Source organism: Ignavibacteriales bacterium (genome assembly GCA_015709675.1).
Classification (GTDB): Bacteria; Bacteroidota; Ignavibacteria; order Ignavibacteriales; family Ignavibacteriaceae; genus H2-BAC3.
Map to the genome: position 1 here is coordinate 4,004,554 of CP054182.1, position 23,065 is coordinate 4,027,618.

The 23,065-nt window shown below is 44.9% G+C and carries 22 protein-coding genes; 9 read left to right on the plus strand and 13 right to left on the minus strand.

Annotated elements, in window-relative coordinates; all coding sequences use genetic code 11:
* Positions 1-94: 94 nt before the first annotated feature.
* The gene (locus tag HRU80_15805; protein QOJ30256.1) at positions 95-505 is read right to left on the minus strand and encodes a hypothetical protein; all 411 of its coding nucleotides are present in this window, start codon (positions 503-505) and stop codon (positions 95-97) included.
* Positions 506-568: 63 nt separating this feature from the next.
* Here HRU80_15805 and HRU80_15810 point away from each other — a divergent pair, with 63 nt between their 5' ends.
* Entirely contained in the window at positions 569-1,450 is an 882-nt protein-coding gene (locus HRU80_15810) for a DMT family transporter (GenBank protein ID QOJ30257.1), read from the plus strand.
* Positions 1,451-1,895: 445 nt separating this feature from the next.
* On the opposite strand, the gene HRU80_15815 is transcribed toward HRU80_15810, so the two are convergent.
* Complete coding sequence (locus tag HRU80_15815; GenBank protein QOJ30258.1) at positions 1,896-2,744, minus strand: hypothetical protein; 849 nt, start codon at positions 2,742-2,744, stop codon at positions 1,896-1,898.
* 920 nt (positions 2,745-3,664) lie between these two features.
* Between HRU80_15815 and HRU80_15820 the strand changes: the two genes are divergently transcribed.
* Entirely contained in the window at positions 3,665-6,274 is a 2,610-nt protein-coding gene (locus tag HRU80_15820) for a valine--tRNA ligase (protein QOJ30259.1), read from the plus strand.
* A 750-nt stretch (positions 6,275-7,024) separates the two neighbouring features.
* Here HRU80_15820 and holA read toward each other — a convergent pair.
* The 10 genes from holA to HRU80_15870 all read right to left on the minus strand — a co-directional run bounded on the left by holA (position 7,025) and on the right by HRU80_15870 (position 17,168).
* Positions 7,025-8,056, minus strand: a complete 1,032-nt coding sequence (holA, locus tag HRU80_15825) for a DNA polymerase III subunit delta (GenBank protein QOJ30260.1) — start codon at positions 8,054-8,056, stop codon at positions 7,025-7,027.
* 115 nt (positions 8,057-8,171) lie between these two features.
* On the minus strand, positions 8,172-9,638 hold the full coding sequence (locus tag HRU80_15830; GenBank protein QOJ30261.1) for a sodium-dependent transporter: 1,467 nt from the start codon (positions 9,636-9,638) through the stop codon (positions 8,172-8,174).
* Between the two features lie 101 nt (positions 9,639-9,739).
* Complete coding sequence (locus tag HRU80_15835; protein ID QOJ30262.1) at positions 9,740-10,372, minus strand: peptidylprolyl isomerase; 633 nt, start codon at positions 10,370-10,372, stop codon at positions 9,740-9,742.
* Between the two features lie 23 nt (positions 10,373-10,395).
* Positions 10,396-11,244: an undecaprenyl-diphosphatase UppP gene (gene uppP, locus HRU80_15840; GenBank protein ID QOJ30263.1), complete on the minus strand. Its 849-nt coding sequence runs from the start codon at positions 11,242-11,244 to the stop codon at positions 10,396-10,398.
* Positions 11,245-11,284: 40 nt separating this feature from the next.
* Positions 11,285-11,935, minus strand: coding sequence for a hypothetical protein (locus HRU80_15845; GenBank protein QOJ30264.1), 651 nt, complete (start codon positions 11,933-11,935; stop codon positions 11,285-11,287).
* Complete coding sequence (locus tag HRU80_15850; protein QOJ30265.1) at positions 11,922-12,986, minus strand: flippase-like domain-containing protein; 1,065 nt, start codon at positions 12,984-12,986, stop codon at positions 11,922-11,924. Before HRU80_15850 ends, HRU80_15845 begins: the two co-directional genes overlap by 14 nt.
* Complete coding sequence (locus tag HRU80_15855; GenBank protein QOJ30266.1) at positions 12,964-13,548, minus strand: outer membrane lipoprotein carrier protein LolA; 585 nt, start codon at positions 13,546-13,548, stop codon at positions 12,964-12,966. Before HRU80_15855 ends, HRU80_15850 begins: the two co-directional genes overlap by 23 nt.
* Positions 13,549-13,567: 19 nt before the next feature.
* On the minus strand, positions 13,568-16,183 hold the full coding sequence (locus tag HRU80_15860) for a DNA translocase FtsK (protein ID QOJ30267.1): 2,616 nt from the start codon (positions 16,181-16,183) through the stop codon (positions 13,568-13,570).
* 205 nt (positions 16,184-16,388) lie between these two features.
* The gene (locus HRU80_15865; GenBank protein ID QOJ30268.1) at positions 16,389-16,883 is read right to left on the minus strand and encodes a TlpA family protein disulfide reductase; all 495 of its coding nucleotides are present in this window, start codon (positions 16,881-16,883) and stop codon (positions 16,389-16,391) included.
* 51 nt (positions 16,884-16,934) lie between these two features.
* On the minus strand, positions 16,935-17,168 hold the full coding sequence (locus tag HRU80_15870) for a hypothetical protein (GenBank protein ID QOJ30269.1): 234 nt from the start codon (positions 17,166-17,168) through the stop codon (positions 16,935-16,937).
* A gap of 220 nt (positions 17,169-17,388) precedes the next feature.
* On the opposite strand from HRU80_15870, the gene HRU80_15875 reads away from it, so the two are divergent.
* From HRU80_15875 to HRU80_15890, 4 genes are all read left to right on the plus strand, one after another.
* Positions 17,389-17,910 carry a GNAT family N-acetyltransferase gene (locus HRU80_15875; protein QOJ30583.1) on the plus strand — a complete coding sequence of 174 codons (522 nt, stop codon included), beginning with the start codon at positions 17,389-17,391 and terminating at the stop codon, positions 17,908-17,910.
* Positions 17,911-18,065: 155 nt separating this feature from the next.
* On the plus strand, positions 18,066-18,470 hold the full coding sequence (locus HRU80_15880; protein QOJ30270.1) for a hypothetical protein: 405 nt from the start codon (positions 18,066-18,068) through the stop codon (positions 18,468-18,470).
* A gap of 263 nt (positions 18,471-18,733) precedes the next feature.
* Positions 18,734-19,096: a four helix bundle protein gene (locus tag HRU80_15885; GenBank protein ID QOJ30271.1), complete on the plus strand. Its 363-nt coding sequence runs from the start codon at positions 18,734-18,736 to the stop codon at positions 19,094-19,096.
* Between the two features lie 50 nt (positions 19,097-19,146).
* A complete protein-coding gene (locus HRU80_15890) occupies positions 19,147-19,614 on the plus strand; it encodes an 8-oxo-dGTP diphosphatase (GenBank protein QOJ30584.1) in 468 nt (155 codons plus the stop codon).
* 191 nt (positions 19,615-19,805) lie between these two features.
* Here HRU80_15890 and HRU80_15895 read toward each other — a convergent pair whose 3' ends face one another.
* Positions 19,806-20,018 carry a hypothetical protein gene (locus HRU80_15895; GenBank protein QOJ30272.1) on the minus strand — a complete coding sequence of 71 codons (213 nt, stop codon included), beginning with the start codon at positions 20,016-20,018 and terminating at the stop codon, positions 19,806-19,808.
* 76 nt (positions 20,019-20,094) lie between these two features.
* On the opposite strand from HRU80_15895, the gene HRU80_15900 reads away from it, so the two are divergent.
* The 3 genes from HRU80_15900 to HRU80_15910 all read left to right on the plus strand — a co-directional run bounded on the left by HRU80_15900 (position 20,095) and on the right by HRU80_15910 (position 23,033).
* Complete coding sequence (locus HRU80_15900) at positions 20,095-21,201, plus strand: hypothetical protein (protein QOJ30273.1); 1,107 nt, start codon at positions 20,095-20,097, stop codon at positions 21,199-21,201.
* A gap of 88 nt (positions 21,202-21,289) precedes the next feature.
* Positions 21,290-22,261, plus strand: a complete 972-nt coding sequence (locus HRU80_15905) for an alkane 1-monooxygenase (GenBank protein QOJ30274.1) — start codon at positions 21,290-21,292, stop codon at positions 22,259-22,261.
* Between the two features lie 355 nt (positions 22,262-22,616).
* The gene (locus HRU80_15910) at positions 22,617-23,033 is read left to right on the plus strand and encodes a hypothetical protein (GenBank protein QOJ30275.1); all 417 of its coding nucleotides are present in this window, start codon (positions 22,617-22,619) and stop codon (positions 23,031-23,033) included.
* Positions 23,034-23,065: the final 32 nt, after the last annotated feature.

Genomic DNA, 23,065 nt, shown 5'->3' on the forward strand with positions numbered 1-23,065 from the left:
CAATTATGAATTATGAATTGTGAAGTATGAATTTAAGCGCGTCACATAAAATTCTTGTCAGCCTTGCTCCCACAGGCTGGTTTTCCGTTATAACTCAGAAATTCATTCGGATAATCTCTTTAGGAGCCGGGGCCGGGTAATACATTTTTCTGTTTGCCCATCGCTCAATAAATGAGTGCTCATAGACCGCCTGAAGATTCCTGTGCCTGATAAAGAGCCAGAGATAGTGAAAGAGGAGAATAACCGCAAGCCCGAGCGGGGAAAATATCCTCTGCTGGGTGAGGTGGGTATACTCATGTTTGAGCACCATATTTACATACCCCTCCCCCCTTCCGATGCTGTCTTCCGTAATAAAAATCAGATTTAAAAAGCTGAGTCCGCGCGCATTTCTCATCCCCAAAATGGTCTTTACCTTCACGGCAACCGGCGGAAGAATCAGCAGCATACCCCAAAGAATAAAATTGGGAATGATAATCAGCATCAGTTCAGAAGAGAATATATTCATGCAAAAGGGTTCGTAATAATTGTATTTTTGAAGTCGAATTTATTATAAATAAACAGGAAAATCTTGCCCGTCGGCGAACTTTTTGCACTCCTTACCGCCCTGCTCTGGTCCGGAACCGCCCTCTGCTTCGCGGAAGCTTCACGAAGAATAGGAACCTATCAGCTAAATATCAACCGTCTGCTCATCGCGACGGTTTTTCTCAGTATTACCATCGTGATTGGCGGACTGAATTTTCAGCTCTCCACTGAACAGGTACTGTATCTTGCCGCGAGCGGAATTGTGGGTCTGGTCTTCGGGGATACCTTTCTCTTTAAAGCGTATCAGGAAATAGGCCCGAGAAACGCAATGCTGGTGATGTCACTTTCCCCCGGTATGGCAGCCATCATGAGTTACTTTCTGTTCGGAGAGACTATTTCGGCAATTGGGATCGCCGGCATCGTTGTCACACTGGGGGGTGTTGCCTTTGTCGTGTACGGAAGAAATCCGGCAACCAAGGAACATATTTCCGCAAGCGGGTTGTGGTTCTCACTTCTCAGTGCATTAGGTCAGGCAGGGGGGCTGGTGCTGGCGAAAATGGCATTTAATGTTTCTGATATTAACGGTTTTGTCGCCACGTTCTACCGGATTTTCTTTTCGGTGATTATCCTTTTTATCATGGGAGTCACCACGCGTATATATAAAAATCCGGTCACCCTTTTCAAAGAGCATGTAACCGCGTTCAAGTTTACCCTCGCGGGTGCAATCATGGGGCCGTTTCTGGGTATTACCGCAAGCTTAATTGCAATCAGTACTGCCAAGGTTGGTATTGCCTCTACGCTGATGTCCATCGTACCGGTAACTATGCTTCCCCTGGTATATATCTTTTACAAAGAAAAAATTCCTGCTAAAGGAATCATCGGGGCTGTTATCGCGGTAGCGGGAGTGGCGATACTGGTACTTAGATAATTGATAATGGAGAATGGAAACTGGAAAATTAAGAAAGTGATTTCCTCCAATTTTTAACGATTACCATTCATAGGGGAAATAATAATATTAGTTTTTGTAGCGCCACGCCGCGGCGTGGCGGTTGGGGGCAACATGGAATTGCAAATCATTAAATATTTGATTCTTCGATTAAGATGGTTTGAGGTGTCGCCAGATTATCATCTGGCGGTACGAAATGTTGGTGAGTCTTATTCAATTTTATACATCGACCAGATTCCTGCACACCAATCAAGCAGCAAAGATAATTCAGGTTTGTAGCGCCACGCCGAGGCTTGGCGGTTGGGGGCAATATGGAATTGCAAATCATTAAATATTTGATTCTCCGATTAAGATGGCTCGTGGTGGTGCAAGATTGTCATCTGGCGGTACGACTATCACTGATTTACGCAAAAGTTTATGCAACAGATTACTTGAAAACACGACTCCCATTAGTTTGCAAAAACGCCTCATAACTTAACCTGAATTTCGTATCTTTAAATTTTTCATCAATTGCGAACTCATAATTACTCACTAAAGCAAAACTTTTAATTCGCAGCTTGCCATAATACCCGGTAGAATTACGAAAATAAATTAGATCATTGGGCTTCACGGAAATAGTACTTTCATAACCAGTTTCAGGCGCAATATCAGCGTTGGAAAGCGTTACCCCATTAGCTGCACTTACTGAAAGGGATGCATCAATTGAATAGGTTGCTTTCAATGTAATAATAAACTGAAGTGCATAGCTGTATGAACCCTCAAAAGAAACTTGTTTCAATCGGTACTCATACAGTGGTGAGGGAGAGCTGTTATCCTCAAACATATAATTGTGCGCCTCATTTGAGGTTCCTGCTCCGGCTACAAAAGCAATAGTTTTAAAATTACTCGAACCGTCCTTCCTTTCAATGCTCCATCCTCTGTTTTGATGCTCATTTGTTGTTGACCAAAAAATCCTCGTATATGTGGGGTTCAAGCTAACTCCGGTATTTGCATACATAACAGTGTCTGAGGTTCCAACCTGAAGATGATAGGACTCGATCGAGATGGGACTAAGTTTGTACTTCGTAAAGAAGAATAAATCTTTTTCCCCTGCACTCAACATAATATTAGATGTATCAATATTTTGAGTGGAATCTAAATGTACCCTAAACTCCTTTTCAAGAGTTTTAGACTGATACAAAACAGAACTGTTTTCTGCATTACTAGGATGTTCTTTGCATCCATAATGCGCGATCAAAACGAAGAAAAGAATCAAGTGCGTATATTTCAAACCCATAAAAACTCCTGTCTTGGTTAATTCTCAAAAATTTCGTGGCTAAAATTTCTTTTGAGAATGCTGGTTTGCAAAAATAGAGAAAATGATGAAAAATCACCAATTACTTTCAGAACTTTACTCGCTTTGCGTTTAGTCTCCGAAACAATCGATGATTTTAAGCACCTTAATGATAATAGATTGTGTCGAAAGGTCTCTCTAACGTGATGGGTAATGAATTTCAAGATCTGTAAACGATGTCCTGCGATTTTTTGGTTGTTAGGATTTGGGGTGGCGACAGATTATCATCTGGCGGTACGAAAAAGTGTTAGCGATGTCCTGCTATTTTCTGACTGTTAGGGTTTGGAGTGCGACAGATTATCATCTGTCGGACGGAAAAGTATTAGCGATGTCCTGCTATTTTCTGACTGTTGGGTTTGGGGTACCAACAGATTTTTATCTGCCGGGACGGAATACGAAAATTTCAGGAGCATTCTTCATTCTTTCATTGTTCATTATTCATTTAGGCAGACAGATTATCATCTGCCGGTACAAAAAAGTGTTAGCGATGTCCTGCGATTTTTTGACTGTTAGGGTTTGAGGTGGCGCCAGATTATCATCTGGCGGTACGAAAAACTGTTAGCGATGTATTACGATTTTTTGGTTGTTAGGATTTGGGGTGGCGACAGATTATTATCTGCCGGTACAAAAAAGTGTTAGCGATGTCCTGCGATTTTTTGGCTGTTAGGATTTTGGGGCAACGCCCTATTATTATCAGCCCGCCTTAGTCAGGAAAAGTTAGGACGTATCCCTACTGAAGCGGATTGCGGTTACTTTCCGGCCCTGCAATTCTCCATTTTCCATTCTCCCTTTTCCATTACTCCCCCGTTTTCCCCTGAAAATTCCGTAAATTTGTGTTTTTGTTAAAATATTTCCCCTGACAGATGAGCAATCAGCCCGAATTAGCCAAAGCATACAATCCTTCTGAAGTTGAAGATAAGTGGTACAGGAAATGGGAGGAAGAGAAAATCTTCCGCTCGGTGCCTGAATCAGGTAAAAAGCCCTATACCATCGTTATTCCCCCGCCGAACATTACCGGCAGCCTGACCATGGGGCATATCCTGAATAACACCATCCAGGATATTTTCATCCGGCTTAAAAGGATGCAGGGATTCAACGCCTGCTGGGTGCCAGGGACCGATCATGCCTCCATTGCCACAGAGACCAAGGTTTATAACTTCCTGAAAGACCAGGGAATCAACAAATATGAAATCGGCCGTGAGGAATTCCTGAAGCACTGCTACGAATGGAAGGATAAATACGGCGGGCTGATCATTCAGCAGCTCAGGAAGCTCGGCGTCAGCTGTGACTGGGACCGTGAGCGCTTCACCATGGATGAGGATTATTATAAAAAAGTCGTCAGCTCATTTGTCGAACTCTACAATGAAGGAAAAATCTACCGAGGCTACCGTCTTGTGAACTGGTGCCCTGTTTCAAAAAGCGCTATCTCAGATGAAGAAGTTATACCGCGCCAGGTTCAGGGAAAACTCACCTATATCAAATATCCGGTCAAAGGTGAAAGCGGATATATAACGGTTGCAACCACACGTCCTGAAACGATGCTTGGTGATACCGGCGTTGCGGTAAATCCGGAGGATGAACGATATATAGCATATATAGGCAAAACAATTGTCCTGCCTCTGACCGGAAGAGAAATTCCTGTTTTCGCTGACCAGTATGTTGATAAAACCTTCGGCACAGGCGCAGTGAAAGTAACTCCGGCACACGACCCCAACGATTATGAAATGGGAGTTCGCCATGGCCTTGAGATGATCAATATCTTTAATGAAGATGCATCACTCAACCATAACGCACCGGAAGAGTATCAGGGGCTTGACCGCTATGCAGCCAGAGAGAAAGTTGTTCACCGCCTGCAGGAGCTTGGCCTGATTGAAAAGATTGAAGAACATCTGCACAACGTCGGTTACTCAGAACGGGGCGGAGTTCCGATTGAGCCATATCTGAGCGAACAGTGGTTCATGAAGATGGAAGAACTGAGCAAGCCTGCTCTTGATGCTGTTGTTAATAAGGAAGTGAATTTCCATCCTGCTCACTGGGTCAAGACATATGAGCACTGGATGTCAGGCATACGCGACTGGTGTATATCCCGCCAGCTTTGGTGGGGGCACCGCATTCCGGTATGGTACCACAAGGATACCAAAGAAATGTATGTTAACGCGGTTCCTCCGGCTGATATACAAAACTGGCATCAGGACGATGATGTTCTTGACACCTGGGCTTCATCATGGCTCTGGGCGCATGATGTGTTCCGCACTGATGAAGAACAGAAGTATTATCTGCCGACCGATCTGCTGGTCACCGCGCCTGATATTATCTTTTTCTGGGTTGCGCGTATGATTATGGCAACCATTCATTTCAAAAAAGAGATTCCGTTCAGGGATGTATACTTTACTTCAGTGATACGCGATCTGCAGGGACGCAAGATGAGCAAATCGCTCGGCAATTCCCCCGACCCGATTGAGGTGATTAATGAATACGGCGCTGATGCACTACGCTTCACCATCATCTATCTTGCTCCGCTCGGGCAGGATGTGCTTTTTTCAGCCGAGAAGAGTGAGTTCGGAAGAAACTTTGCCAACAAATTATGGAATGCAGGACGTTTCCTCCTGATGAACAAAGGGAGTGAAGATATATCATCAGCAGTGCTGCTCGAGGATGATCTGGTTGACAAGTGGATTAACTCCCGCCTGAACCGGACCCTGCGCGATCTGGAAGAGTCCATGAGCAGGTTCGATATTAACATTGCGTCAAAGACGATATACTCATTTGTCTGGAATGATTTCTGCGACTGGTATATCGAGCTGATCAAAAACAAGCTGTATTCACAGGATCCGGCAGTGAAAGGATCGGCACTCAAAAAAGCCGCGGGTATTTTTGAATCATTGCTTCAGATTGTGCATCCGTTCATGCCGTTTATCACCGAAGAACTGTGGCAGGCATTCGGCACGGAGGACTCAAGAAAGAGTATTTCTGTATCAGGATATCCTGTTTCAGATCTGACGAAAATTGATGACACCGTTGAAAAGGAAATGGGACTGCTGCAGGATGTGATCACCGGAGTCCGTAATATCCGCGGTGAGATGAATATACCGCCTTCAAAGGCGCTCGAAGTTTTTGTCCGCGGCGCTTCCCTTTCGCCGGTGTATGCCGAGTATATAAAGAAGCTTGCTAAAGCTTCTGAAGTAACCATCTCCGAAAATCTGACAAAGCCGCCCAAGTCAGCATCTTCAGTAGTACGCGACTGCGAAATTTTCGTTCCGCTTGAAGGGCTGATTGATCTTGAGGCAGAGCGTGCACGTCTTGAGAAGGAGATCACCCGTCTTAAGGGAGCGCTTACCGGTGTTGAAAAGAAACTGGCAAATCAGTCATTCGTCTCAAATGCTCCTGCTGATGTAGTAGCGAAGGAGAAAGCGAAGCAGAATGACTGGAAACTGCAGATTGAGAAGCTTGAGGAGAGCCTCAAAAATCTGTAATCTGAAGAATGAATGATGAAGTATGAATTCATCCATGATTTTTCTTAGAACATGCAATTTCAGGAAAGATTGTATATAGCGGCGCGATTTAAATTGTCAGACATTATTAATTGCTAAATACTCATTACTAATTCTAATGTCATCCCTCTGGGATTTTGTTTGATGGATTCCAATTGATTGCTACAAAAATTTCATCCCTTCGGGATTTTTTTAACTTCGAAGGCGTGTTATTATTGTAGAAAAAGAATACCAGAGAACACCCGTCCAAACGCCTAGGGCGTGACATTTTATTTGATATATTAACGCACACCGCCCGAAGATGCCTTTATAATGTCATCCCTTCGGGATTTTGGATTGCCTTCTCAAATTGAATCCTACAGTAATGTCATCCCTCCGGGATTTTGTTTTATAGATTCCAATTCATTGCTACAGAAATTTCATCCCTCCGGGATTTTTTAACGCCGAAGGGGTGACATTATTGTAGAATCGGATCATTGCAAGTGCCGTGAAAAACACCGAAGGCGTGACATTTTATGTGATATATTAACCCACACCACCCGCAGATGCATTTACAATGTCATCCCTCCGGGATTTTGGTTTGCTTTCTCAAATTGAATCCTACAGTAATGTCATCCCTCCGGGATTTTTTTAACGCCGAAGGCGTGATATTATTGTAGAAAACATTTACCAACCCCAAACCCCTAAAACGCCAGAGGCGTGATATTATAAATTCCCTGATTACATATATATCTATGAAAGGATTTCAGACATCAGCATGAGGAACAGGGTCTTCTCATCAGTCGCTGAAGTTTTGACGGCAAGTTCAGTTCTGTGAAGAGCATCAATAATCCGGTAAAGGTCTGCCATGGTATATTTGGCTGCAGCTGCTTTACTGTCCTTCAGAAAAAACGGATGCACTCCAATACTCCGCGCCATAACATCATCAGTTTTACTAGTCCGCATCATTTCATGCAGCCGCGCCAGTCCAAAGAAATAGCGAAAGAGCATAGTGAGTGACGGCAGTATGCTGTCTCCTTTACTGACCATACTGTTCGCAATCTTAAAAGCCAGTTCCTTATTGCGCCCGCCCAAAGCATTCTGCAGATCAAATATGGTATATTCTTTTGTATTATCAGAGAGGAGCCGCACTGCATCCGCGGTAATCAGTTCTTCCTCGCCAGCATTGGTAATCATCTTTTCAAGCTGATTCTCAAGCAGACGGGTATCACTTCCGGTGATATCAATAAGAAGCTGCGCATCCATCCAGGAAATTTTCTTTCCCTTTTCAGCCATATATCCGGTCACCCATGAGGCAAGTTCATTGCCTTTGAGTTCCGGCGCTTCATATACAATACCGTAACCCGCCGCCTTCAGCAGAACCCCTTTATCAAAATCCTTTTTAATGCCGTCATAGATGATTACCAGCACTGTGTCAGGTGAGGGAGACTCAAGATAACTGAGGAGACGCTCGCGGTCTTTTGCGTCCGTCTTCTCAAACTCCCTGTAGATAATCAGCTTTTTACCGCCGCCAAACGGATAGGAGAGAGCGGAAGAAAATACATCCGCGCAGGAGTGGGTTGAGCCAAAGTATGTTTCGTTATCAAAGTCTGATAATATATCCGGCTTCACCTTTTCCGTAATCTGTGTTACAAAAGTATTAAGCAGTGACTGATCAGCACCAAAGAGGAGATAGGTATTTTTTACCGCTCCCTTCTTCAGTTCATTCTGCGCGGTCTGAATGCGGTGGATTTGCGGTTTTTCCCTGACAGCAGTCTTGCTCATTCTCCGGATTCCTTTTTTCTCTTTTCATAGCGGGAAGCAAGGATGATCATATATATCAGACCTCCCCAGACCAGCCCGAGAACAAAAATCATATTCACCAGGGTCCTGATTTCCATCATGCACTCTCCTTTCCGCTCCGGGTAAGCAGTTTATTTATTGATATCAGCACCGTGAGCACCAAACCCCACTGAAAGAGCACAGTACCGGCATTCTCCACATGAAACGGATTCCACCACTCGGCATCCCAGGTCACTGATGAGATCAGCCACCAGAGAATCAGGGCAATTGCCTGTACCGGTACTATCCAGGTAATAAGTATATCATACCATCTGCCGATTTTTATATCGCTTCCTTCGTGATTAATCACCCTTTCCCTGAATCGTGACGCGCCATGTTTAATAACCGCGAATGCAATAAACGCACCGCTGAGCATGAGGGCAACTCCCCAGACCCAGTCCTGATTAATCAGGAAGGATGAACTGAACGCGGAGGGAATTCCCAGCACCGCTCCCAGCACGACAACTATGATGATGGCCCGCCGTCTGTTTATACCCGCATCAATAAAGGTACGGGTCGCAAGTTCAACCATGGAAATAAGAGAAGTAAGCGCGGCAAAAAAGAGCGCAAGAAAGAACAAAGATGCAAGGAGAATGTTTACCGATGAGCTTCCGGTGATTTTTTCAAACAGCTGCGGCAGATAGATAAAAGTGAGTCCTGTATTTGCCGGACCGGATTTAGCAATTTCAACCATTGCATCAGCAGAACTTAAGGAGAAGACGGTTGAAAAAATCATCATACCGGCAAGAAGAGAGATGGAATTGTTTCCAAAGCCGATGAGCGCCGCGTTAAGTGCAATATCCTCCTTTTTACGCATATATATAGCATAGACCATAATCAGTCCCCAACCGGCGCCGGTATCCCATGCGTTCTGCGTAAGCGCATTCAGCCAGATGCGGTAATCCGTCAGTTTTTCAAAGTCAGGCGTAAAGAAATACTTCAGGCCGTCAAGAGCACCGGGGAGTGTGACTGCACGGATAAAAAGAATAACAAGAATGATGAGAAGCGAAGGCACCAGATATCGCGATACCCTCTCGATGCCTTTTGATATACCATGGTAAACGATAGCTCCGCAGAGAAGAATTACCAGCAGATGAAACAGCGCCGGCTGATAACCATTTGAGAAGGTATTCCAGAATGCAAGATGATCATCAACGGCAAAAAGTTCACCTGTTACCGCCGTTGAAAAATAACGGAGGCACCAGCCGGTAACAACTGAGTAATAAAACATAATTGCCGTTGCCACAAACACGATGAACGCCCCCATCCATGCATAGTTTTTTCCGGCAGTTTCCGCTATGGCGTAAATAGGACCCTTACGCGTTGATTTACCGAGAGCAAACTCCGATATAATAAGCGGAAGTGACCAAAGGAAAAGAAATATCACCCAGGGAATAAGGAAAGTGCCTCCTTCGTTCTGGGCAACGACACGGGAAAAACGCCAGATATTGCCCGTTCCCACCGCTATGCCAAGCGTTGAAATAATGAGCATCCATCTGCTTGAAAAGAAATCTTCCTGCTTCATATTCCTCCTTCTGTCTGAAAGAAAAATCCCCGGCCGTAAAGACCGGGGAATGAAATATACACTGCGGCTGAGGTATCAGGCATATATATCCTGTCTTCCGGTTAATCCCGCTCTTCGATCTTTACTGATTTAATTACCACATCAGTCAGCGGTTTGTCATACGGCTTTGAAGTAGGAACTTTTCCGATTGCTTCAACCACACTCAGGCCGCCGATAACTTTTCCGAATACGGTATGTTTTCCGTCAAGCCATGGAGTTGCCACCAGGGTGATAAAGAACTGGCTTCCGTTGGTATTCGGGCCGGCATTTGCCATAGAAAGGATTCCGGCACCGGTATGTTTCAGAGCAGGTCTGATTTCATCTTCAAACTTGCCTCCCCATAAGCTTGCGCCGCCTCTTCCGGTTCCGGTCGGGTCGCCGCCCTGAATCATGAATTTATCTATTACTCTGTGGAAGATCACTCCGTCATAATAACCTTTTTTGGCAAGGCCGGTAAAGTTTTCAACGGTTTTCGGGGTTTCGCTTGCAAAGAGCTCGATTTCGATGGTGCCCATGCTGGTTTCCATCACAGCAATCACACGCTTTGCTGTTTTGTTTGTATCGCTCATATCTGGACTTTCATTGGATTGTATAGTTGTTTCCGGAGCCGGATTTCCGGTATCCGTATTTGTTTTTGAATCACTGCATCCTGTCAGGATAAAAAATACAAGAAGCAAAGCTGAGAGTTGTTTCATTCGTATCTCCTTTTTAGTTGTATTTATGGTGTAATAATTCCGCTGAACAGCAGCGCGAGGATAATCACGCCGACCGCTATCCGGTAGTATATAAACAAAAATGTGCTGTTCTTCCTCAGATATTTAAGCAGGAAGTCAATCGCGAACCATCCGCTCACTCCTGAGACCGCTGTCGCAACGGCAAGCTGCAGCATGTCGTAGGAGGGAGGAGACTCAAGTGTCTGCTTAAGTTCCAGCATCCCGCTTGCAAAGATAGCAGGAATGGAGAGAAGAAAAGAAAAACGGGCGGCAGTTTCGCGGTTAAATCCGCAAAAAAGCCCGCCGGTAAGTGTGGTGCCGGAACGGGAAGAACCGGGTATCAGTGCAACCGCCTGCGCAAGCCCCACAATGAGTGCATCGCGCAGCGTTACCTTTTCGATACCGCGGTTGTGTTTTGCAAGTTTTTCCGCGAGAGCAAGAATCAGCGCAAGAACGATGAGACTGGTCGCGATGACATACAGGTTCTTTGTGAGCGCGCCTTCAATGATATCCTTAAATCCGAGACCGATGACCACAATTGGGATGGTTCCTACAATTACCGCCCATCCAAGACGTGAGTTCAGCGATTGCTCTTTAAATGCTACTCTTTTCAGGAGGTTTTCATTTACAAAGTCTTTTACAATGTTAATTACATCGTTCCAGAAATAGATAAGAATGGAGCCGAGCGTTCCGAGCTGAATAACGGCAATAAACGCGGTCCACTCAGCCGGATTGGATTCGTTAATAAGCCCCATAAACTTGCCCGCCAGGGTTAAATGGCCGGTGCTGCTGATGGGAAGAAATTCAGATAATCCCTGTACTATGCCAAGGATAATTGCATCAAGTAAACTCAAAAAGACTCCTTATTAATTTGACAGCGGCACTGATCAGGCATCAGAAGATGTACGAGACGCCCAATTTAATGCCGAACGAAAATATATTCATGGAAAGATTTTCCGGCGTGAGCAGCGAGGTCATTCCCTTGCCATCCTTTTCCGGCTCACCATTCATATCATATCTGATATCACCCGCTATATACGCGTAAAGATTTTCTGATAGAGCAGTATTCCCCTCCGCTTTTACCAGAAACCCGACACCCGCCGAGGTGAATGATTTTTTTACATTTGAGCCGGGGATGGTTTCTTCAACCGTAGTGAAACGGGGTCCCGCTCCGGCGCCAAGACGGAGATTATATCCTTTACCTGACGTGACTGAAGAAACAATCACCGATGGAGCCAAAATTCCGTAACCGAACTCATACTGGCTCGCTATAAACGGGTAGGTATAGGAGTTCAGGAAATAGGCGAACTCAGCCGCATAGCTGTAGCCGCCTGATATATATCCTGCCTCACCGGCAAACTCAACCGAGGTTGAGAAGGTATTCACTTGCTGATCAGCGGGTGCGTAATTAAAATTGAGATAATCCTTCATTGCCGGGGCGGTAAAAAAACTGATACCCATGCTCCCCCGCACATAGAGCTGCCCGAATAACATTTCACCGGCAAGAAGAAGGAAAAGGAGGATATATCTGTTACTGTTCATCATTGCTGAATCCGCGGAATAATCTGCTGTTAAAGAATGAGTACTTGCGTCTGAGTATCATAAAGAAAAACACTGCCGTAGATATCTGCAAAAGAAATGCTGTTGCATGAGTCATGGTTGCATAGGCAAGGCTGATTTCAGCGTTAAAGCCGTACAACTCAACGAGCGCCGCCTTGGTGATTGCATGATATGAACCGAATCCCCCGGGAGTGGGAATCATTATGCCGATGGAACTGATACTCATGATAACCCAGCCGGTCAGGTAATCCACCGTAAGTATCAGATCCATATCAAGAACCAGCAGTCCGAGATAGGAAGTCAGCGCGTAAAAAAACATAATGCCCGCGGAGTAGATCAGCGTCAGAACATAATTCCTGATTCCCTTGAGACTTGAGAATCCCTCAATCAGTTTCAGAAGCACTTCAATGAAGCGGCGTCTGAATCCTCCTCCGGGTCCCAGTTCCACCTGATATTGTTTTATACTTCCGGTAAAGAATATCGCTGTAATAATTCCGCCGATGATGATGCCGATGGAAACTGATCCGATGATGATGGTCATGTGAAGCCAGGGAACACTCTGATATATATCACCGGTATATAGTGTGGCCGCGATGATAACCGAAAGACCAAAGAATATGATATCAAGAACCCGTTCAATCACGATCGTGCCGAGCACCGAGGTCCGGGATACGTTTTCCAGTTCACCGAGCGAAACTGCACGCGTGACTTCACCGAGGCGGGGCACCACATTATTCACTCCGTAGCCGATCATCAGCGAAGAGAAAAGATGGAAGGGTTTTGTTCCCTGCTTAATCGTATTAAGAATAACGCCCCATCTGAGCGCTCTGAGATAATGGGAAATCAGGGAAGAGGCAATAAATGCAGCAATCCACCCGGGATGGGACATTGCAATGCTTTCCCACATTCTGCCAAGATCTGCCCCTCTGAATGCAAGCCAGATAAAACCAATGGTCAGCAATACAGAGAATGCAACACCGGCTATTTTCCTGCCGGAATGATGCTGCTTCTTCTCAGCGGAGGTCAACCGTTTCAACTCCCTCCGGCCGCTCCATCGTGAAGAGGGCATCGGATATACTGCTGCTGTTCAGATTATAGGAACTGAAGCTCACTTTCATTACTGACTTATCCCTGTTGGTCACCGTCATTTCACTGATCAGTCCATCTTCATTCAGAATAATCAGCGCTTCAGAGAGAGAATCACTTTTCTTTTTTGCTTTCAGACGGATGCCTTTTTTTCCGTTAAGGGTAAGTTCTTCCGCATCCGCGTTCTTCGGAAATTCGTTAACGAATGATGAAAGATCAAACGTCTCAAGCGGAGTTCCTTCAAGATAGGTTACCGTAATTTTTTTCAGACTTTTGTTATAGCTCCATACGCTCTCACCGTCAGAGACCACAACCACATTGCGCATCTCAAGGCGGAGGTTTTTTTCCTTTTTATGATAGAAGGTACCGCTCAGCCCCTTCTTTCCGTCAACAATCTGGGTGAACTTAACGGAAAATTTGTTCAAAGCATTAAACCGCTTCTGCAGTTCTTCAAGCTGCTGTGCCCCGAGCCATGAGGAGAGCAGGAGTATATATATAAGGATTCTGTTCATTATTCTAAAAGGTTATTTCTCAGATAAGAGTACGGATGACCGCTTCAAGCTGATCCAGACTGTCCACAATCACCTGCCGGGGCTTTGCACCGTCTCCCGGACCCACGATGCCTGTATCTTCCAGCTGATCAACGATGCGCGCTGCGCGGGCATAGCCGAGTTTTAATCTTCTTTGCAGGAAAGAAACCGAACATTGCTGCGCCTGCACCACAATGCGCGCCGCATCCTCAAACAATGCATCCATATCGGCAAGGGTACCGGTTCCGCTTCCGGCTTTTTTCTCAGCCACAGAAGGAAGGTAATATGGTTTTGAGTAGCCCTTCTGCCCGTTTATAAAGTTCGTTACATTCTCAACTTCGTCGGTCGAGATAAAAGCATTCTGGACACGCATCGGTTTCGGGGTTCCGTTCGGCAGGAAAAGCATATCACCGCGGCCAATAAGCTGTTCAGCTCCGTTCATATCAAGAATGGTGCGGGAGTCAATCTTGGTTGCAACCTGGTATGCAATACGCGCCGGGAAGTTTGCTTTTATAAGACCGGTAATAACATTTACTGACGGGCGCTGCGTCGCAAGTATCAGATGGATACCAACCGCACGGGCCAGCTGCGCAAGCCGGGTAATAGGTTCTTCAACTTCTTTGCCGGAGGTAATCATCAGGTCAGCAAGTTCATCCACCACAACCACGATATACGGCATAAAGTGATGTTTGATATTATCATCACTCTTTGGAGCCCGAACCGGGTCAGCAATGCGTATATTATAATCCACAATATTTCTAACCCCTGCCTTGGCAAGCATATCAAAACGCTTTTCCATTTCCGCGACAACTGAGTTCAAAACCACAATGGCATTCTGAGGAGTGGTGATGATATCTTCATTCAGATCAGGCGACACCGCCAGATAATGATGGCGCAGCATATTATAAAATGACAACTCCACTTTTTTCGGATCAATGATGACCAGTTTCACCTCAGAGGGATGCTTTGCGTAAAGCAGACTGGTAATCATCATGTTAATGCCCACGCTCTTACCTGAACCGGTAGATCCGGCAACAAGAAGGTGCGGCATCTTTGCAAGGTCCGCGATTATAACATTGCCCACGATATCCTTGCCAAGCGCGAGCGGTATCTCCGCTTTTTTATTTCCCACAACAGCAATGATATCTTTTGCTACCACGATGCTCGGATCAGCATTCGGAATTTCAACACCGATAACGCTGCGTCCCGGTATCGGAGCTATGATACGGATACCCCGCGCGGCAAGAGCGAGCGCGATATCATTTTCAAGATTAACAATACGGCTGATTTTTACACCGGGTGCCGGTACGATTTCATACATCGTAACAACAGGTCCAGGTGTTACACTGATATTTTCAATTTCAATCTGAAAGAGCGCGAGCTTTTCCTTTAACTGCTCAGCATTTTTCTTCAGTTCTTCTTCCGCTATTTTGAAATCCTGCTTCGGAGGATCCATCAGCAGATCAAGAGACGGCTTTTTATAATTAATTTTTTCTTCCCACGGCTCAGGCAGGCGCACTTCTTTTTCGCGGTCAACCTCAACGGCAGGTTCATCAGCCGGAGAATATCCCTTCTCCCCTTCTGCAGTATATACCTGTGACTCCCCGGTGAGCTGTTTGATAAACTCGCTTACCTCTTCCTCTTCTTTTCCCGCGGTTTTTGGTTTTATTTCTTTCTTTGCGGGCTTATCATTCTTCACCGGCTTTTCTTCTTTTGCCGTATCCGCATCAGATTTTGCAGCCGCTTCATTCTGCTTTAGGTTGATATTAATCTTGGTTTCTTTTTTCTTATTTCCCTCATCCGGTATGATGGCAATCACCTCATCATCCTCAAATGAAAGCTGTTCTTCCTTCTGTGGTTTCTTTGCTTTCGGTTTTGCCTGCTTCTGAAGAATCTCATTCTGGCTTATATACTCTTCCTCCGGTTCCTCTTCATCATCAGCATTCTTATTCCTTTCACGGAGTTCGGCGGCTTTATCGCGCAGTTCAGAAAGTTTTTCCTTGACCGAGACTGCCGCAGTTTTTACGCTGACATTAAAGACATATATCGCAAGAATCAGGAGCCCTGTGAGTAAAGCAATAACGGCCCCGGCCCCGCCGATAGCACGGTCGAGGAGTGAGGCAAGCTGCAGTCCGATATATCCGGAAGATTCCACCGCCTCATAAAATCCTTCAAACTTAAGCCGGAAAACGCCAAAGAGTGATGCTCCCATCACCGCGGCAAGCATGGATGAAGCCGAGATCTTAAGAACAAAAAAAAGCTCCCGCTTGCTGAAAAACGTAAAGCCGATATATCCAATAAGCAGGGGCAGAAAGAGGGAGAAATAGCCCAGAGTGTTATGAACAAAAAAGTGAGCGGTATATGCACCGGCGATATTCATCCAGTTGTTAATCTGCCCTTTCGGCGCGGACTCCGCCCCCTCTTCAGGCAGTTCAATGGATATCGAACCGCTCCGGATGAAACCGATATCGCTTGGACTGTAAGAAACAATGCTCAGGAAAAGCAGCAGCGCGCTCACCATCAGGACAAGCCCGATAATGGAGTCAGTTTTTTCTTCCGAACTCTGAAATGCCCGCGCTTTTGTCTCCTTGGCGCTTTTCTTTTCGCTTTTAGCCATGTACTCTGGATTTATTCAAATTAAACTTTAAATGTAAGGAAATTGCCTGAAATCTCCTTAAAGCAGAATGTGAGGTGAGGTGGTTTAAGTTCTTGTTTTTAAGGATTTCACTGGAGAAAATTTTCCGTCCGGCCATCGCTTAAGGTTTGGAAATATCCCCCTAAAAACACCAAACCCCGCTCTGAGGCGGGGTCCGGGTGGTGAATTACATCAATTCTTTAATCTTCTTTTCGTATTCTGATTTTGGTATCAGGCCGACATGCTTGTCGACAATGTTGCCTTTTTTGTCAACAATGAATGAAGTAGGGATTGCGTCAATTCCGCCGTAATCTTTAATCACTTTTCTGTCTGCGTAGAGCACCGGATAATTGATGCCGTATTTCTGCGCGAACGGAGGAACTTCCGCCAGATCGTCATCCACAGTTATGCCAATGATTACCACATCCTTGCCGTAGGTTTTCTGGAGGGAAACCAGATCAGGGATTCCTTTGCGGCAGGGTCCGCACCATGTAGCCCAGAAGTCTATGATGATAATTTTATTCTTAAAATCCGAAAGCTTTACAACTTTACCGTTCAGGTCTTTAAGACTGAAATCAGGGGCTTTTTTCCCTTTTAGCTGTACTGCCTGAGTATCCGAAACAGAGAAATACATGGCTGCGCTGATGAACAGAACCAGTACGGTCATGAGTGATTTTTTCATTGAGATTCCTTTAGTTTATAAAAAATTAGATGTATTCCGCGCCTTTAGGTTTCACTTCACCAGGCGGCTTTCCACCGATTCCTTGTCATAGTCGGGCGGATAAGGTCCGCGCTCTGGTTCAGTCCGGGTATTGTTAATAATGAAAAAAATCAGCGCCAGGGCCAGAAAAATGACCAGATTCACAAAACTTTTGTATTTCGGGTCAATCAGGGGCTTCCGCTCCTTTTTCTGCGTCTGAACTTTTTTTGCGTTAACCCGTTCACGGGCTTTATTATTTGCTGCCATGTTTTTCCTTTTTTCAGAGAGCAAATATAAAATAAAGCTTTCAGAGTTCTTCTACCGATTCTACCCCCTGAAACACGGATTTGTTCCGGATCAGGCGGGCGGATACTCTCACAGATTCAATATGCATGCCAAAGATCTCCACAGAGCACCATTAATGAGTTCAGGCTGTTTTCCCTTGTCACGATTTTCTTACATTAGCGGATTCAATCAGTTAAAAAATATGAGCAGCACAACCATCAGAAAAGTCAGTCCCGGGGAGCTTGAAGAACTGCAGAAGATCAGCCGGGAAACATTTATTCAGACATTCGCGGCGGTGAATTCAGAAGAAAACATGAAGCAGTACCTTGAAGAAAATCTCTCTCAGAAACGGCTTGCATCAGAACTGAAAAACCCAAATTCCGAGTTTTACTTTGCCCTAGACACCGGTAAAATAACAGGTTATCTGAAAATCAATCTCGGGCCTGCCCAGACCGAACAGCATGACCCCGGTGCCGTGGAGATTGAGAGAATTTACGCTCTGAGTGAGTATTACGGTAAAGAGACAGGACGGATGCTTTTAGACAAAGCGCTTCAGCGGGCAAAGGAACTCCATGCTCCCTCGGTCTGGCTGGGGGTGTGGGAGAAAAATTACCGGGCACTCAGCTTTTACCGGAAAAACGGATTTACGGAGTTTGGCACCCACCCCTTCCGGCTGGGGAATGATGAGCAGACGGATTTGCTGATGAGGAAGAACCTGACATGAACAAACCCGGCAGTTCAGTAAACTGGACAGCCGGTTACAAAAAAGTAAACAGTTCCGCCCGCAGACCCAAGACAAACCAGTCAAAATTTACTAATTCGCTGCCTCCCCGCTGGCATATAAATTGCATTTCTCCGGTGCTAAAAAGGAGAAAAGAAATGAAATATATATTCAGTATCACACTGCTTTCCGCTGTATTTGTTAGCGGATGTTTTTACGGATATACCCCGCTCGTGGAGGTAACAAAAATTAATCCGGCGGTGCAATATCCCCCCAAAGATTCTGTTGCAGTTTTCTGGGAAGACGGTGCAACTTTTCAGAAGAACTATCAGCAGATTGCATTCATCGAAGTTCAGGGGGATGCTTATGCAGATAAATCGGCTCTGCTTCCGTTGCTGATAAAAGAGGCCGCAAAAGCCGGAGCGGATGCAGTCATCAATGTAAAGCACTCCTACGTTACCCGTTACAGCGGTGAAGCGCTCACCAGCATCGTAAGCGGACAGGACAATTCACACGAATATATTGCAACGGCATTGACGGGAGTAGCGGTAAAATTCAATTGATAATGGATAGTGGATAATGGATAAGGAATAAGGGATAAAGAATAAAGGATGATGGTCAGGGTGGAAATGTAATTCGGGTTTCAGCTAGGATTTTCCTTTTTAGTTATTTTGGAGTTGCAGTAATCCTCTGTATTTTTGCGACAGACGGATAAAACGGTGGGTAACATTATCATCATGTTGCCTGCGAATTTTAACCGTGAGAAGTAAATTCAGGAATTCTTTAAACAGCTTCATTAAAAACACAACTCAAAAAAACAACGCTGATGAAAGAAAATATCATAAAAAATAAAAGTTTTGCATTTGCGATTCGGGTAATCAAACTTTGTGAATATCTTAGAAATGAACATAAAGAATTTATTTTAGCAAAGCAGCTTTTACGGTCAGGTACAGCAATTGGTGCGCTTGTCCGGGAATCTGAACAGGCTGAATCAAAACCTGATTTTATCCATAAGATGTCCATAGCGCTTAAAGAAGCCAGCGAAACTGACTATTGGCTTGAACTATTATTCAAATCAGAATACCTTAAAGAGATCGAATACACATCAATGAAAGAGGATAATGATGAGATTCTCCGGCTTCTGGTTTCCATCATTAAAACTGCCAAATCCAATTCCGGTAAACTGTAATTACCCTTTGCCCATTATCAACTATCCATTATCACTTATCAATTAATTTTATTATGAAATTAGCGACCTTATGTTACGTTAAAGACATCCCCAACGGCAAAACTCTGATGCTGCACCGCATTAAAAAGGAAAATGATGTGCATCAGGGGAAGTGGAACGGACTTGGGGGAAAGTTTGATGCCGGGGAGACTCCGGAGGAATGTGTCATACGGGAGATCAGGGAGGAGTCGGGGCTTACTATCAAAAAGCCGGTTCTGAAAGGTTTTCTTACTTTTCCTGCATTTAAAGATGATGAGGACTGGTTCGTGTTCGTCTTCACAGCGCCCCAATTCTCCGGCCATCTGATTGAGTCCACCGAGGGACATCTGGAATGGATTAATGATAAAGACCTCCTTTCCCTGAACCTGTGGGAAGGAGATGCAATTTTCCTCCCCTGGCTTGAACAGGAGAAGTTCTTTTCCGGGAAGTTTGTTTACAAAGGGGGGAAGCTGATTGAATACTCAGTGGAGTTTTATTAAGCCGTTTATCTGCGGCTGAAACAAAACCCCTATTGAACGGGTAAAACCCTCAGCAGATGATTAATTTCGATACCTGAACTTCGCGACTTTGCTCTAGAATTGCAGCCCGGAGACAGATTTTCATCTGTCTCAACGAATTCAGATGGTTCTTCAACTAAACGTACATTGTTAATTGTACATTGTACATTTTCTTAGGATTTCTTTTGAACCGAGTCCATGATTTTCTGCCATTCCGCCTGAGGCAATTCTTCTGACTCGTCAATGAGCATGACGGGAAAATTGTCCTCAATGCGGTACCGGCGACGGGTTTCCGGGTCGGTAGAGACCAGAAATCCCTCATGGAAGACCAGAGGCGCTTTTGAAAGGGGGCAGCGAAGTATGTTCAGGAGTTCGTCGGAGATCATATGCGTTGTTTTTGCTATCAAAATTAAATCGAATAAACTATTTTAATCTATCAAAAAATTCTGACAGGATCAAAACATGAAGGCCGTTTTTTCCGTTATTTTCATCATTCTGCAGGCAGCCATGCTCTTCCCCCAGGCGGTAAGCGGGGCCGACAGTCTGGGAGACAAGAGGCTGTTTCAGATTAAGCGGTATAACTACATACTTGATTATATCGCCGAAAAGAAGTTTGAGGAGATAACGAAGGATATCATCAAGGCAGACGGAAAATCGGTCATCCCGGGTTACAATCCGGAAGAGGATGTATATATACTCTTCAGCGGTGTGATGGATATGAATGAGTTTCAGCTTATCCTGCGTGACGAAAACGGACTGACCGACAGAATAGTCGAAGCAAAAAATGTGTACCTGATCTGGATTGATGACGAGCTGATGGATGATTATGAAATCAGTTACGAAATCCATGAGCGGGAATCAGCCCTGCAGAAGGATTTTGCCAGTGTAAAAAGCTGGTTCACCGGCTTAAAAACCGACGCTAACAGCACCCGCGGCGATGATGCTGTATATAATTATTACTACAAAATTATCAAACTTCAGGGAGTAATCTGCCCGTCAGATATACGGATTTCTCTTAAAATACTGAATCAGGGGAAGGTTAAAGCAGAGAAGGAAGCAAGCTATATCAATCATGAAATCAGTTATTACAATGTTGCCATCGGTGTTAGTGCGTCTCCGGGTAAAGAGAAGAATTTTTTGATTAAGGACAAACAGCTTTTTCTTTCAAACAATGTGCGCAGCGAATGGAACGGACAGTTCATTCTCGGATTTAATTTTCACTTCGGGCGGGAGATGGATTCGTGGAACCCAACGTATGTTCCCTGGGAGGGAGAATTCTGGTCAGACTTCCATAAGCGGCTCAATCTTTTTGTCGGGCTGGACATAAGCAGCAAGCCGTTCGACAATCTATACGCAGGTCTCGGTCTTAACATCACCAAGGATATTCAGCTTGTCTCCGGACTGGTCTGGTACCGCTCAACCCAGGTGAGCAACGGCGAGGATGTAGGGGATATCAATTCACTGGATGATATCAAAAATTTCTTCCCAAAAAAATATGAACCCAAAATTTATGTTGGTCTTAACTTCAGTACCCTGGCTGTTTCCAAGATGCTGGGGCTGACCAAATAAGAATTATACCGTAAAGCGGCTGCTTCCCTACTCACTTTCGTTTGTTGTTCCGCTTCTTTCTCTTGTAGGGATTATCTACGGCGGCTGGATGAGCTGGCTGACCGTTATTACGGTGTTTCTGATTGTCCCCATAGCCGAATTGATTTTAAAAGATGACGGAAGCAATGTGCCTGAGTATCTGGAAGACGGACTCCGCTCAGGCGCCTCATTCACCAGTATGCTTTTGCTGCATCTGCCGCTGCAGTATATCATCGTATGGCGGTTTCTTGAAGCTGTGAGTAAAAATCACTATACTGCCCCTGAACTGACCGGACTGATACTCTCTACTGCAATTTCGCTCGGAGGGATCGGCATTACCGTTGCGCATGAGCTGATTCACCGTCCGCAGCGGTGGCTGAAACTTGCCGGGGAGCTTCTTCTGCTTCCGGTATTATATATACACTTTACCATAGAACATGTGCGGGGACATCACAAACATGTCGGTACGCACCGAGATCCGGCAACAGCATTATACGGAGAGCATATTTTCGGGTTCTGGTTTAAGTCGGTTATTGGTTCCTACCGCAGCGCCTGGGAACTGGAACTTGTGCGGCTGAAGAAATCAGGGAAAGGGTTCTTTTCCTTTTCCAATGCAATGCTGCATTACACACTTACTACGGTAATCTTTTTCGGGGGGATATATATTATCTATGGAGCTGCTGCAGTTTTTCTTTTTCTGCTGACCGCGGTGATATCTTTCACGCTGCTTGAAATTGTTAATTACATTGAGCACTACGGACTTGAGCGTCTTGAGAGAGAACCGGGGAGATTTGAAAAAGTTGACATACATCATTCATGGAATTCAAACACTTATATCAGCCGGTATTTTCTGTTTGAGCTGACGCGCCACTCTGACCATCACATGAATGCCACAAGGGAGTACCAGATACTTCGTGATATTGAAGAAAGTCCGCGCCATCCTACCGGCTACCCGGGAATGATATTGCTTGCGCTCATCCCCCCGCTCTGGCGCAAAGTGATGGATCCGCTGGTGGAAAAATTTTCGGTGCGGGGTAAGTGACAAATCGCGACCTGTCAGTACGAACCAAAACTTTACACGAATTCACACGAATTTTAGGAGACTAATTTCACGAATTACATCCGTGCAATCAGTTTAATCCACGATCGTGCCTTGTTTTCCTATTTTTGCTGTTTTCCCGCTTGAGAAAATACCATTTTTAAGAAAAATAAACTGAAAATATGAGCAGATGTTAACACTAATTGACACGAATTTGAGTACACTAATTTTCACGAATTAAATTCTCAATCCGCGCAATCTGTGCAATCAGCTTAATCTGCGATCGTAATCAGTTTAATCCGTGATCATTTTTCCCCTTTTTATTTCATCCCGATTTCTCCTATATTGCCCGCCACAAATGAAAAAGAATAGACAAAATACCGCCTTAATAACGCTGATTCTCTCGGCTCTCTTTTTTATTTTCCTTCTTGTTTCCCCTTTTTATCATCTGCATGAAACGGGGCACGGACATTCACTTTTTCATAGCCACGGATCAGCCCTTGAGGTATCTTCTTCTGCGTCTGAGGGCGGACATCTGCTCTCCGAGCCGGAAGAAAACCACATTCACTTCACTGAAGCCGAACTGCAAAAATTTGTATCCCCTAACAGAATAGCGGGTGGAAGCAATGTGTATGCAGTAGTTTCGGTTCTGCAGCCCTACTTCAGTCCGATCTGCCTGACATCCGCTAATTACACACCGCCGGAAACCGGATATTTTACGCTACAGGACAGCTATGTCCATTCCTCTTCCAATCTTTCTCCACCTGTTTCCTGACGCTTCCTAAAATAATCATTTTTTAATCATCA